General features: G+C 73.2%; 12 protein-coding genes and 1 tRNA gene. 5 read left to right on the top strand and 8 right to left on the bottom strand.

Features of this window, described 5'->3' with window-relative positions; all coding sequences use genetic code 11:
- Positions 1 to 12: 12 nt before the first annotated feature.
- Complete coding sequence (locus OG470_RS11895) at positions 13 to 969, top strand: S1C family serine protease (protein WP_328423623.1); 957 nt, start codon at positions 13 to 15, stop codon at positions 967 to 969.
- Between the two features lie 85 nt (positions 970 to 1,054).
- Here the strand turns inward: OG470_RS11895 and OG470_RS11890 are convergent, their stop codons facing one another.
- Positions 1,055 to 2,425, bottom strand: a complete 1,371-nt coding sequence (locus OG470_RS11890; RefSeq protein ID WP_328423621.1) for a cystathionine beta-synthase — start codon at positions 2,423 to 2,425, stop codon at positions 1,055 to 1,057.
- 72 nt (positions 2,426 to 2,497) lie between these two features.
- Complete coding sequence (locus tag OG470_RS11885) at positions 2,498 to 2,854, bottom strand: YkvA family protein (protein WP_328423619.1); 357 nt, start codon at positions 2,852 to 2,854, stop codon at positions 2,498 to 2,500.
- Positions 2,855 to 3,004: 150 nt separating this feature from the next.
- On the opposite strand from OG470_RS11885, the gene OG470_RS11880 reads away from it, so the two are divergent.
- The 3 genes from OG470_RS11880 (at position 3,005) to OG470_RS11870 (ending at position 6,207) form a co-directional block, all read left to right on the top strand.
- Complete coding sequence (locus tag OG470_RS11880) at positions 3,005 to 4,057, top strand: SGNH/GDSL hydrolase family protein (protein WP_442931102.1); 1,053 nt, start codon at positions 3,005 to 3,007, stop codon at positions 4,055 to 4,057.
- A gap of 20 nt (positions 4,058 to 4,077) precedes the next feature.
- A complete protein-coding gene (locus tag OG470_RS11875; protein ID WP_442931191.1) occupies positions 4,078 to 4,866 on the top strand; it encodes an SGNH/GDSL hydrolase family protein in 789 nt (262 codons plus the stop codon).
- A 78-nt stretch (positions 4,867 to 4,944) separates the two neighbouring features.
- Positions 4,945 to 6,207 (top strand): acetyl-CoA C-acetyltransferase, encoded by a 1,263-nt coding sequence (locus tag OG470_RS11870; protein ID WP_328423617.1) that lies wholly within the window; start codon positions 4,945 to 4,947, stop codon positions 6,205 to 6,207.
- A gap of 7 nt (positions 6,208 to 6,214) precedes the next feature.
- Here OG470_RS11870 and OG470_RS11865 read toward each other — a convergent pair whose 3' ends face one another.
- The 4 genes from OG470_RS11865 to OG470_RS11850 all read right to left on the bottom strand — a co-directional run bounded on the left by OG470_RS11865 (position 6,215) and on the right by OG470_RS11850 (position 8,492).
- A complete protein-coding gene (locus OG470_RS11865; protein WP_328423615.1) occupies positions 6,215 to 6,535 on the bottom strand; it encodes a hypothetical protein in 321 nt (106 codons plus the stop codon).
- A 46-nt stretch (positions 6,536 to 6,581) separates the two neighbouring features.
- A complete protein-coding gene (locus tag OG470_RS11860) occupies positions 6,582 to 7,340 on the bottom strand; it encodes a Bax inhibitor-1/YccA family protein (protein ID WP_328423613.1) in 759 nt (252 codons plus the stop codon).
- A 146-nt stretch (positions 7,341 to 7,486) separates the two neighbouring features.
- A complete protein-coding gene (locus OG470_RS11855) occupies positions 7,487 to 8,302 on the bottom strand; it encodes a Bax inhibitor-1/YccA family protein (protein WP_328423611.1) in 816 nt (271 codons plus the stop codon).
- A gap of 106 nt (positions 8,303 to 8,408) precedes the next feature.
- Positions 8,409 to 8,492, bottom strand: a tRNA-Leu gene (locus OG470_RS11850).
- A 101-nt stretch (positions 8,493 to 8,593) separates the two neighbouring features.
- Between OG470_RS11850 and OG470_RS11845 the strand changes: the two genes are divergently transcribed.
- Positions 8,594 to 10,462 carry a hypothetical protein gene (locus OG470_RS11845; protein WP_328423609.1) on the top strand — a complete coding sequence of 623 codons (1,869 nt, stop codon included), beginning with the start codon at positions 8,594 to 8,596 and terminating at the stop codon, positions 10,460 to 10,462.
- Between the two features lie 69 nt (positions 10,463 to 10,531).
- Here OG470_RS11845 and OG470_RS11840 read toward each other — a convergent pair whose 3' ends face one another.
- Positions 10,532 to 11,863 carry an NAD(P)/FAD-dependent oxidoreductase gene (locus OG470_RS11840; protein WP_328423607.1) on the bottom strand — a complete coding sequence of 444 codons (1,332 nt, stop codon included), beginning with the start codon at positions 11,861 to 11,863 and terminating at the stop codon, positions 10,532 to 10,534.
- A 103-nt stretch (positions 11,864 to 11,966) separates the two neighbouring features.
- Complete coding sequence (locus OG470_RS11835; RefSeq protein ID WP_442931190.1) at positions 11,967 to 12,527, bottom strand: hypothetical protein; 561 nt, start codon at positions 12,525 to 12,527, stop codon at positions 11,967 to 11,969.
- Positions 12,528 to 12,548: the final 21 nt, after the last annotated feature.

Raw genomic sequence — 12,548 nt, 5'->3', positions numbered from 1 at the left:
GTTGGCCCCGACATGGACACCGATCACACCAGGTCCGACGCTGCCGAGGAGGCCGCGCTGGACGCGTACTCCCGGGTGGTCACGACCGTGGCGGCCCGGGTGCTGCCCAGCGTGGCCGCCCTGGCGGTCCAGACCCCGCGCGGGGCCGGCGCCGGCTCCGCGGTCACCGTGGGCACCGACGGCCTGCTGCTGACCAGCGCACACGTGGTCCAGGGTGCCGCCGGCGGCACGGCGGCGTTCGGCGACGGCACCGAGACTCCGTTCCGGGTCGTGGGCAGCGATCCGCTCTCCGACCTCGCCGTGCTGCAGGTCGAGGAGACCACCGTGCCGCCGGTGGAGCTGGGCGACGCCGACGGGCTGCGGATCGGCCAGTTGGTGGTGGCCGTCGGCAATCCGATGGGCCTGGCCGGGTCGGTCACCGCCGGCGTGGTCTCCGGGCTGGGCCGTTCACTACCGGCCCGCGACGGGCGGGTCACCCGGCTCATCGAGGACGTCATCCAGACCGACGCGGCGCTGAACCCGGGCAACTCTGGCGGCGCGCTCGCCGACTCGGCCGGCCGGGTGATCGGGGTCAACACCGCCGTCGCCGGCTACGGGCTGGGGCTCGCCGTACCGATCAACGCCACCACCCGCCAGATCATCGCCGAGCTGACCGCCGCCGGCCGGGTCCGCCGTGCCTGGCTCGGTGTGGCTGGCATACCCGTGCCACTGCCGCCGGACGTGAAGGCGCGTACCGGTCAACGGCGCGGGCTGCGCGTGGTGGAGGTGGTACCGGGCAGCCCGGCCGGCATGGCCGGGCTCTACCTGGGCGACATCATCCTCAGCGCCGGCGGACGAGCGGTGGTCGACGGTCAGGGGTTGCAGCGGTTGATGCTCGGCCCGGCCATCGGAGCCCGGCTGCCGGTGACCGTGTTGCGCAAGGGCGCGTTCGTCGACGTCGTCGCCGTCCCCACCGAGCTGCGCGCCTGACAACCCCGGCCGCCGGGCACCCGGTGGGTGCTTGGCGGCCGGGATGTCAACAGGGGCCCCGGTCTGGGTGGGAGGTCCCTTCGGCTCAGTGGGCGCCGAGGTGAGCGAGGAGGTCCTGGCGGGTGAGCACGCCCTTGGGCTTGCCGTCGACGAGGACCAGCGCGGCGTCGGACTTCTCCAGCAGGCCGACGGCCTCGCTGACCGGCTGACCGCCACCGATCATCGGCAGCGGGTCGCCCATGTGCCGCTCGATGGTGTCGTGCAGGTGGGCCTGACCGGTGAACAGCGCGTCGAGCAGGTCCCGCTCGGCGATCGAGCCGGCCACCTCGCCGGTCACCACCGGCGGCTCGGCCTTGAGCACCGGCAACTGCGAGACGCCGTACTCACGCATGTAGTCGATCGCGTCCCGGACCGTCTCGGTCGGGTGCACGTGCACCAGCTCGGGCAGCCCGCCCGGCTTGCCGGACAGCGCGTCGGCCACCGTCGGCTCGGTGCCGGAGTTGTCGAGGAACCCGTACCGGGCCATCCACGAGTCGTTGAAGATCTTCGAGAGGTAGCCCCGGCCGCCGTCCGGCAGCAGCACGACCACCACGTCGTCCGGGCCGGCCCTGCGCGCCACCTCCAGCGCGGCGACCACCGCCATCCCGCAGGAGCCGCCGACCAGCAGCCCCTCCTCGCGGGCCAACCGCCGGGTCATCTCGAAGGACGCCTTGTCGGAGACCTCGACGATCTCGTCGGCGACGCCCCGGTCGTAGGTCTCCGGCCAGAAGTCCTCGCCGACGCCCTCCACCAGGTACGGCCGGCCGGTACCGCCGGAGTAGACCGAGCCCTCCGGGTCGGCCCCGACGACCCGCACCCGCCCCTCGGAGGCCTCCTTGAGGTACCGGCCGATGCCGGAGATGGTGCCGCCGGTGCCGACGCCCGCCACGAAGTGGGTGAGCCCACCTTCGGTCTGCTTCCACAGCTCCGGGCCGGTCGTCTCGTAGTGCGAGCGCGGGTTGGCCGGGTTGCTGTACTGGTTGGGCTTCCAGGCGCCGGGGATCTCCCGGGTCAGTCGGTCGGAGACGTTGTAGTACGAGCGCGGGTCCTCCGGGGCCACCGCGGTCGGGCAGACCACCACCTCGGCGCCGTACGCCCGGAGCACGTCCTGCTTGTCCTGGCTGACCTTGTCGGGGCAGACGAAGACGCAGTGGTAGCCCTTGAGCTGGGCCACCAGGGCCAGCCCGACGCCGGTGTTGCCGCTGGTCGGCTCGACGATGGTGCCGCCGGGCTTGAGCAGGCCGGCGGCCTCGGCGTCCTCCACCATCCGCAGCGCGATCCGGTCCTTCACCGAGCCGCCCGGGTTGACGTACTCGACCTTGGCGAGCACGGTGGCCTGGATGCCCTCGGTGACGTTACGCAGACGTACCAGCGGGGTGTTGCCGATCATGTCGACGACGTTGTCGTAGTACTGCACGGTGTGCCCTTCGTTGCGGCGCCGGCAACGGCGGCCGGGCAGACGTTTCCTCGCCGCCCAGGGTACGTGGCGTCAGGGCACCACCCCTCCGGGGATGACCGAGTCGCGACGCGCCTCCCACTCCAGGAAGCGGTCGGTCTCGGCGAGCACGCTGCCGGCCAACCAGGTGATCATGACCGCGTCGTCGGCCAGCCCGAAGATCGCCAGTGGGATCTCCGGGAGCAGATCGATCGGCGAGACGATGTACGCCGTCGCCGCGGTCATCAGGGCCAGCCGGAGGCCTCCGTCGTACTGCCCCCGGGTGGTGGCCCTGATCATCCGGGGCAGCGCCGCCAATCGGGCGCCCAACGAGGGCCCACCCCGTGCCCCGGCCGCCAGTGCTCGGGCCAGGGCCGTGAATGCCGCGCTGCGCTTCAGTGTCTTCCCCATCGTCGCGCTCCTCTCCGCCGGATCAGCGTGGCGGGTCGGCGCAAGTCGGCCGGCCTCCCCCGGTCAGGTACCCCGTCGCGTCGATTTCCAGGCACCCGCGAGCCGTCACGACGACAGCGCCGTGTCGGACCGGCGCGATAATCTCGCGGTATGGGGGTGGATGGTTCCGTCGTACCCGTTGGTCCGCGCTGGCGGCACGCCCGGCGGGTCGCCCGCCTGGCGGCCATCGGCACGGGCGCCACCGCGGCGGCCGTGGTCGCGACCGGCGGCGTGCTGCTCGGGCAGGCCCGCCAGGCGCGGCGCACCATCCCGACGGCCGAGGCGCCGCCGCCGCGCTGCGACGGGGTGTACGGCGCCAAGTTCCCCGGCCCCGCGCTCACCATGGTCGTGCTCGGCGACTCGTCGGCCGCCGGCTACGGGGTGCACCGCCGCCGGGAGACGCCCGGCGCCCTGCTCGCCACCGGCCTGTGCCGCCGGCTGCAACGGCCGGTGCGGCTGCACCGTTACGCGGTGGTCGGAGCCATCTCGTCGGCGCTCCGGCACCAGGTGGAGGCCGCGCTGGAGTGTCAGCCCGACATCGCGGTGATCCTCATCGGCGGCAACGACATCACCAACCGCACCCCGCGCGGGCTGGCCGTGCGCTACCTGGTCGAGGCGGTCCACACGCTGCGCGACGCCGGCTGCGAGGTGGTCGTCGGCACCTGCCCCGACCTGGGCGCGATCCGCCCGATCCAGCCCCCGCTGCGGTGGCTGGCGCACCGGTGGAGCCGGCAACTCGCCGCCGCCCAGACGGTGGCCGTCGTCGAGGCCGGCGGCTGGACGGTCTCCCTCGGTGACCTGCTCGGCCCCCGCTTCGCCGCCGAACCGACGCGGATGTTCGCCTGGGACCGGTTCCATCCCTCCGCCGAGGGGTACGCGGTGGCCGCCGCCGCGCTGCTGCCGACGATGATCTCCGCGCTCGGCGCGGGGCAGGAACGACGGGTCGCACCGGTGCCGGGCGAGGGCGTACGGTCGCTGCCGGAGGCCGCGCAGGAGGCGGCCCGGCACGCCGGCACGGAGGTCAGCGGCACGCAGGTCCGGGGCCGCGACCGAGGGCCGGCCGGTCGGTGGGCGCAACTGCGCCGCCGGGCGTTCTTCGGTGTCGGTGCGGTGCCGCAGCGCGGGTCCGCCCCGGACACTTCGACAGTGGAGGGACTGGCATGAACGAGCGCAGCGAGCGGGGCGTGACCGCCGGTTTCCCGGGCCGACTGGGTCGGGCGGCGGCGCTCTCGCTGCTCGCCGGCACCGTGGGCGGCGCGGCCGTCCTGGCCGGCGAGGCGTTCGTCGCCCGGCACCGGCGCTACGCCCAGCCGGAGCTGGGGCTGGCCCTGCGGGCCACGATCGGCCGGGCTGGCGCGCCGCCTCTACGGCTGGTGCTGCTCGGCGACTCGTCGGCGCTGGGCGTGGGCGTCGACCGGCTCGACGACACCATCGGCGGGCAGGTGGCCAACCTGCTGGCCGAGGGGCCGGCCGGCCGGCGGGTACACCTGTCCAGCGTCGGCGTCGCCGGGTCCCGCTCGACGGACCTGTCCACCCAGGTGGCGCGGGCCCTGCTCGGCGAGCGGCCCGACGTGGCGCTGATCCTGATCGGTGCGAACGACGCCACCGGGCTGCGCCGGCCCGCCGACGCGGCGGCGTATCTCGGCGCGGCGGTGCACCGGTTGCGCGAGGCGCGGGTCGAGGTGGTGGTGGGCACCTGCCCCGACCTCGGCGCCGTGCGGGCCATCGCGCCTCCGCTGCGCCAGCTGGTCGGCTGGTCCGGGCGGCGGGTGGCCCACGCCCAGACCACGGCCGTGCTGGACGCCGGCGGCACGGTGGTCGACCTGGCCACCGAGACCGGGCCGGTGTTCCGGGCCGACGCGGGGACGCTCTGTCACGACGGCTTCCACCCCTCCGCCGACGGCTACCGGGTGTGGGCGCACGCCCTGCTGCCCGCCGTCGCGGCAGCGGCGGCGGTCGCCTCCCGGCGCTAGACCCGCCCGGTCCGGGGTGACATTTCCCGCCGGGCGGGCTTCTTCCGCGCCAAGTTACCGGCGGGTTAACGTGGTTCCATGCCGATTGAGTCGTCCCGCGACGCCGTCATCGTCGCCACCGCCCGCTCCCCCATCGGCCGGGCGCACAAGGGGTCCCTGCGCGACGTCCGCTCCGACGACCTCGCCGCGACCATCGTCCAGGCCGCCCTGGACAAGATCCCCCAGCTCGACCCGACCACGATCGACGACCTCTACCTCGGGTGCGGCCTGCCCGGCGGCGAGCAGGGCTTCAACATGGGCCGGGTGGTGGCCACCCTGCTCGGGCTGGACACTGTGCCCGGCGCAACGCTGACCCGCTACTGCGCCTCCTCGTTGCAGACCACCCGGATGGCCATGCACGCGATCCGCGCCGGCGAGGGCGACGTGTTCATCTCCGCCGGCGTGGAGATGGTCTCCCGCTACGCCCGGGGCAGCTCCGACGGGCTTCCCCCTCAGGCGCAGGCGCTGGTCGGCGGCGGCTGGGAGAACCCGCGCTTCGCGGCCGCCGGTGAGCGCTCGAAGAGCCGCGCCCAGGGCGGCGCCGAGGTGTGGACCGACCCCCGCGAGTCCGGCGAGCTGCCGGACATCTACCTGACCATGGGGCAGACCGCGGAAAACCTCGCCCAGGTGTACGACGTCACCCGCGCCGACATGGACGAGTTCGGCGTCCGGAGTCAGAATCTCGCCGAGAAGGCCATCGCCGACGGCTTCTGGGCCCGGGAGATCACCCCGGTCACCACGCCGGACGGCACCGTGGTGAGCACCGACGACGGCCCGCGTGCCGGCGTGACCCTCGATGCCGTCACCGGCCTGAAGCCGGTGTTCCGCCCGGACGGCCGGATCACCGCCGGCAACTGCTGCCCGCTCAACGACGGCGCCGCCGCCGTCGTGGTGATGAGCGCCCAGCGGGCCGAGGAGCTCGGGCTGACCCCGCTGGCCCGGATCGTCTCCACCGGCGTGACCGCACTCTCGCCGGAGATCATGGGCCTCGGACCGGTCGAGGCGTCCCGGCAGGCGCTGCGGCGGGCCGGCATGACCATCGACGACGTCGACCTGGTCGAGATCAACGAGGCGTTCGCCGCGCAGGTCATCCCCTCCTACCGGCAGCTGGGCATCCCGGAGGAGAAGCTGAACGTGATGGGCGGCGCCATCGCGGTCGGCCACCCGTTCGGCATGACCGGCGCCCGGATCACCGGCACCCTGCTCAACGCGCTGGAGTGGCACGACAAGACCATCGGTCTGGAGACCATGTGCGTCGGTGGCGGCCAGGGCATGGCCATGGTGCTGGAGCGGCTCAACTGAGCCGACGTCAGAGCGCGCCGCGGGTCGCCGTCACCTCGGCGGCGGCCCGGGCCAGCGCCTCGGCACCCGGCCCGGCGGCGATCAGATCCGCCGCCACCACCCGCAACTGATCCGGCAGGGCCAGGTCGTTGTCCAGCCGAGGCACCACCCGGCGGGGCTCACCCTCGGCGTCGGCGGTCAGGTTGGCGATCTCCTGCACGAGTCGGTGCACCAGGTCGGCGCGGGGCACGTTGCCGGTGGTCGCGACCGCCGCCCAACGGGGCTGCTGCCAGTGCCCGATCTGACGGACCAGCGACTGCACGGCCTGATCCAACTCCGCTGCGCTCATCGCCACCGAGTCTACGGCCGGCACCGGCCGCGTCTCGCCGGGCCGGTCAGCGACGCAGATAGCTGAGCAGCCGCAGCAGCTGCCAGTAGAGGAAAACCAACCCGGTGATCAGGCCGAACGCGCTCAACCACGCGTACCGACGGGGTCGACCGTCGCGCACCGAACGCTCGACGAGGTCGAAGTCGAGGATGAAGCTGAACGCGCCAGCGATGATGGCCACCACCGAGAAGGCGTACGCCAGCCAGCCGACCTCCCCGCTGGCGCTGTAGGTCGCCAACCCCGGGCGCCCGGAGACCAGGTACGACACCAGGTTGACCACGCTGAGCACGGCGATGCCGAGCAGTGTGCCGATCACCAGGCGGGCCAGCCGGGGCGTCGCCCGGATCACCCGGGCCCGGTACAGCGCCGCCATGCCGAGGAAGACGCCGAAGGTGCCGGCCACCGCCTGCGCCACGATGCCCGGATAGATCAGCTCGAAGGCGCGGCTGGCCACCCCCAGCAGCAGCCCCTGGAGCACGGCGTAGGCGACGATCGGTACCGGGTTGGTGATCCCGCGCAGCGAGATGACCAGAACCAGCACGATCGAGGCGAGAGCGCTGCCGGCCAGCGCGGCGGGCAGCCAGGCCGCCTCCGGCACCACCGCCCAGGACACCGCCGCAGCCACGACGGTGACGAGCAGCAACCCGACCGTGCGGACCACCACGTCGTCGACGGTCATCGCCTCGACGTCGCGGGTGCCGAGCACCCGGGCCTCCACCCGGCCGGTCTCGTCCAGCCGGTTGAGCACCGGGTTGTTGCTGCGCACCGCCGCCTCCTCTGCCCGCGTACCCCCTCGCAGTCACTCTGCCCCGGGCCGGCCGGCGACGGCGGCCAAACAGCGCGCCCGGTACAGACGACGGCGCCCGCCCCCACAGAAGCGGGAGCGGGCGCCGGTCAGCAGCGCGGACGAGGTCAGTCGTCGCCCTGGAAGTAGCTCAGCAGGCGCAGGATCTCGATGTAGAGCCAGACCAGGCTGACCAGGATGCCGAAGGCGGCCGTCCAGGAGTAGCGCTGGGGCAGGCCCATCCGGACGCCGTCCTCGATCTCCTTGAAGCTGAGCACGAAGCTCAGCGACGCGACCACGATGCAGACCAGGCTGAAGCCGATGGCCAGCGGGCTGCCGTCACGCAGGCCGGTGTTGACGCCGAACAGGGCCAGCACCAGGTTGATCAGCATGACCGCGAAGAGGCCGGTCATCACCGCGATCATGCCCTTGACGAAGGCCGGGGTGGCCCGGATGACCTTCGCCCGGTACAGGATCGCCATCAGGAAGAAGATGCCGAAGCTCGCCGAGGCGGCCTGCAGCACGATGCCGTCGAACGCCGACTCGAACGCCTTGCTGACCATGCCGACGAAGACACCCTCGACGACCGCGTACGTGATGACCAGCGCCGGGTTGGCCATCCGGGAGAACGAGATGATCAGGCCAAGCACCAGGCCGACCACCGCCGCGCCGATCCAGGCGGCACCGACCAGCGAGTCGGGCACGAGCACCCAGGCGGCCGCGGCGGAGATGCCGAGGATGCCGAGCAGGGCGACAGTCTTGACGACCACGTCGTCGACGGTCATGGGCGCCACGGCGGGCGGCGCTGCCGGGTAACCGGCCTGGGACGGGTACTGCTGGGGAATGCCGGGCTGTCCGTACGGCCCGGTCGGTGCGTACCCGGCGGAACGCTCCCGCTCGGCCGCCTGGCCGAGCCGGGCGAGCACCGGGTTCGAGGTCTTCACTGTCTGGCCTCCCTCAGGGGGTCGTTTGCACGTGAACGTGCCCTCCAAGAGTAAACGGCCCGGCCAACTCCTGGTGATCACGAATGGGAATGCGGCCCGTGGCGGCTGGTGCCCGGGGCGGGGGTCGAACCCGCACGCCTTGCGGCAGCCGCTTTTAAGGCGGCCGTGTCTGCCGTTCCACCACCCGGGCGGGTGGCACCGGCGCGCCGACACGCACGGTGCAGTGTCACCGTAGCGGGTCGTTGGCGACCCGGCGTACCCCGCCGGCCAGCCCGCACTAGGGTCGATGGCGTGAGCAGCGCAGCCCCCACGGCCCCCGACGCCGCCCCTGAGCAGGCATTCCGCCGCTCCGATCAGATCAACCGCCTCGCCTGGGCCGTCCGGCTGCTGGCCGCCGTCCGCCGGCACCGGGCGGACCTGCTGGTCGCCTTGATCTGCACTGTCCTGGCCGGCTGGCTGACCCACGGCCTGTGGCCCGACCCGGGCGGGCGGGTCATGGCGCTCAACCCCGAGGACCAGGCCCTCTACGAGTGGTTCCTGGCGGTCGACGCGCGAGCGCTCCTCGGCGACTTCAGCCTGCTCACCGACCGGCTCAACGCCCCCGACGGGGTCAACATGATGGCCAACACCACGGTCATCGCGCTCGGCATCGTCTGCGCACCGATCACCCTGCTGCTCGGCGCGCCGGTCACCTTCGCGCTGCTCGCCGCCGCCAACCTGGCCGGCACCGCCGTCGCCTGGTACCTGCTGTTCCACCGGACGCTGCACGCCCGCCGGCTCGCCGCCGCGCTCGGCGGAGGGCTATGCGGGTTCGGCCCGGGCATGATCTCGCAGACCAACAGCCACCTGCACATGACCGCCCAATGGCTGGTGCCGGTGATCGTCTGGCTGGTGATCCGGCTACTGCGAGCGTCCGACCCGAAGCCCACGTCGCCCGCCACCCACGGCGGGACCGACCGCGCCCGGCCCGCAGGGCTGGACCGGCGGCGGATCTTCAGCTCCGCGGCCGGGCTGGCCGCCGCCGTCACCGCGCAGGTCTTCATCGGCGAGGAGGTGCTCTTCCTCGCCGCCGTCACGCTGCTGGTGATGGCGGTCAGCTACGCCATGGCGGACCGGGACCTTGCCCGGCGGGCGCTGCCCGCGTTCGCCGGCGGGCTGGCCATCGCCGCCGGGCTGGCCCTGCTGGTGCTGGGGTATCCGCTGTGGTTCCAGTTCGCCGGGCCGCAGGGAGTCGCCGACGGGATGTTCAGCCCCGACTACTTCTCGGCCGACCTGAGCAGCTGGTGGACGGTCTCCCCACTGTCGGTGGCCGGCAGCGACGAATCCGCCCGGCTGACCACCGGCCCGGCCGAGTACAACACGTTCCTCGGCTGGCCGCTGCTGCTGGTCGCCGTGGCCAGCGCGATCTGGGCTGGGCGGCGCCGGCTGGTGCTCGCGTGCGTGGCAGCCGCCCTGGCGATGGGCGCGCTCTCGCTCGGCCCGGAGGTGGTGCTCGGCGGCACCCGGACCGCGCTGCCCGGCCCGTACGCCCTGCTGGCCGGGCTGCCGGTGGTGGACGGCGCCCTGCCGATGCGGTTCGGCCTGGCGCTGCTCCCGATCGTCGCGACGCTGCTGGTGCTTGCGGTCGACCGGGCACTGCGGAGCACCGGTCGGGCCCGGCGGCTGGTGCCGCTGGCCGTCGTCGCGGCGCTGCTGCCGATCTTCCCGGCCCCCCTGCCGACCGCCGCACGACCCGCCCTGCCGGAGTTCATCACCGGCGGGCACTGGCGGCAGTGTGTCCGCCCCGGCGGGGTGCTGGTCCCGGTGCCGCTGCCCACTCCCAAGGAGCCGTGGCCGATGCGGTGGGCGGCCGCCGCCGACGCCGGCTTCGGTCTGCCCGAGGGGTTCTTCATCGGCCCGTACGGCCGGGGCGGCACCGCGGCGATGGGCACCTTCAAGCAGCCCACCTCCGCGCTGCTGGCGGACGTGGCCCGACGCGGCGACCAGCCGCCCATCGGTGACGAGCAGCGCCGGCAGGCAGCCCGGGACGCGGACTTCTGGGGCGCGTCCTGCGTGGCGCTGGCCGACGACGCCCCACACGTGGAGAGCCTGCGCGCCACCCTGGAGCAGCTCTACGGCCCGGCCACCCGGATCGCCGACGCCTGGACCTGGCGGGTCTGACCCGGACGTCGAACAGGGCCCCTCGCGGCACCAGGAACGGTGCGGCGGGGGCCCTGTTCGTCGATCGGGTCAGACGCGGGGGGCGCCAACCGGCTGGGACGCCTCGACGAACTCCTCGCGCGGGTCGTGCAGCTGGCCCAGGGCGACCACCTCGCGCTTCAGGAAGAACGCCAGCGACCAGTCCACCACCACCCGGACCTTGCGGTTGAACGACGGGATCCGGCTCATGTGGTACGTCCGGTGCATGAACCAGGCCGGCCAGCCGGTCATCTTGATCCCGTACACCTGGGCGACGCCCTTGTGCAGGCCGAGGCTGGCCACGCTGCCGACGTGCTTGTGCTTGTAGTTGACCGGCTCGCGGCCTCGGATCACCGCCGCGATGTTGTCGGCCATCTGGGCGGCCTGGCGGACCGCGTGCTGGGCGCTCGGCGAGCAGTAGTTGCCCGGCTCCTTGGTCAGGTCGGGCACCGCTGCGCAGTCACCGGCGCTCCACGCGCCCTCGATCACCCGGTCACCGTCGACCACCTGGAGGGTCGGCAGGCAGGTGACCCGCCGACGGTCGTCGCGCGGGAAGTCGGTGGCGTCCAACATCGGCGACGGCTTCACGCCGGCCGTCCAGACGATCGTGTCGGAGCGGAAGCTGTCACCGTCGGAGAGCTTGACCACCCCGTCGACGCAGGACTCCAGCCGGGTGTCCAGCCGGATGTCCATGTTCCGCTTGAGCAGCTGCTGCACCGTGTAGGCGCCCATGTCCCGGTCCACCTCGGGCAGCACCCGCTGGGTGGCCTCGACCAGCACCCAGCGCATGTCCTCCGGCTTGAGCTCCGGGTAGTAGCGCATGGCGTCGCGGGCCATGTCCTCCATCTCGGCGAGCGCCTCGATGCCGGCGTAGCCACCACCGACGAAGGTGAACGTCAGCGCCGAACGGCGGACCTCCGGGTCCGGGGTGACGGCCGCCACGTCCAGTCGGTCCAGCACGTGGTTGCGGAGGTAGATCGCCTCACCGATGGTCTTGAACCCGATGCCGTGCTCGTGCAGGCCGGGGATCGGCAGCGTCCGCGACACCGAACCGGGGGCCACGATCACGTGGTCGTACGCGATCTCCCGGACCGGGCCGGCGATCGGCTGCACGGTGGCCACCTTGCGGTCGTGCTCGACACGGGTGACCGTGCCGGCCACCACCGTGCACCGACGCAACTCCCGCCGCAGCGGCACCACGGAGTGCCGGGGGGAGATGTTGCCCGCCGCGGCCTCGGGCAGGAACGGCTGGTACGTCATGTGCGGCTGGGGGTCCACCACGATGACCTCAGCCTCACGGGAGCTGAGCTTCTTCGACAGGCGCAGGGCGGCATAGAGACCGACGTGCCCGGCACCCACCACAAGGATCCGCTTCGGATTCACGTCATCTATCTTTCCCCGAGCGGCTCAGGTAATCCCGCTCGCGCCCCCCTTCTGTGACGGAGCACAACCCCTGTGACCTGGGTAACCCGGTCGTACGTCCGGTTTACCTGCGGCGTAGCAGCCAGCCGAGCAACCCGGCCGTTCCCACCGCCACCAGCAGCCCCAGCACGGTGGCCCACTGGTGGCCGCTGTCCCCGCCCAGGCTGGCGACCTGCAACAGCAGCACCCCCAGCACGGCGGTACCCAGCAGCACCGCGGCCGCCCGCAGCAACCAGCGGGTGATCAGCTCTGGGTCCACCACCCCGTCGTAGGGCAGCAGTGCGGCCAGCGCGCACAGGGTGTGCGCCAGGTAGAGCAGCGCGGCGAGGGCGAGCAGCCGCCACAGCGCCACCGGCCGGCCGTACCCGTCGGTGGCGAGCAGCCAGCCACCGACCGTGACCAGCGCCGTGAAGGTCGGCCAGACCCGGCGCGGGCCCACCGCGGGCAACAGCGCGGCCACCGCCATGAAGAGCAGCGGCCGGCCGGTCAGCACCTCGGCGGGGAACGCCAGCGCGAACCCGGCCAGCACACTGACGAAGATCCCGGCCCGGACCATGAGCGGGGCGGGGCTGATCCGGGCGAAGGCGTCCTGCGCCGCCCTGACCCGCCCGGTGACGGTGTCGATCATGGGTGCCCGCCCTCACTC

It is taken from the genome of Micromonospora sp. NBC_00389 (assembly GCF_036059255.1).
Taxonomy (GTDB): Bacteria; Actinomycetota; Actinomycetes; order Mycobacteriales; family Micromonosporaceae; genus Micromonospora.
This window is presented reverse-complemented; position numbering and strand designations above follow the sequence as displayed.

Coding starts and splice junctions, on each gene's coding strand:
- OG470_RS11865 (WP_328423615.1), bottom strand. CDS start 6,535: ATGAGCGCAGCGGAGTTGGATCAGGCCGTGCAGTCGCTGGTCCGTCAG.
- OG470_RS11885 (WP_328423619.1), bottom strand. CDS start 2,854: ATGGGGAAGACACTGAAGCGCAGCGCGGCATTCACGGCCCTGGCCCGA.
- OG470_RS11880 (WP_442931102.1), top strand. CDS start 3,005: ATGGGGGTGGATGGTTCCGTCGTACCCGTTGGTCCGCGCTGGCGGCAC.
- OG470_RS11870 (WP_328423617.1), top strand. CDS start 4,945: ATGCCGATTGAGTCGTCCCGCGACGCCGTCATCGTCGCCACCGCCCGC.
- OG470_RS11895 (WP_328423623.1), top strand. CDS start 13: ATGGACACCGATCACACCAGGTCCGACGCTGCCGAGGAGGCCGCGCTG.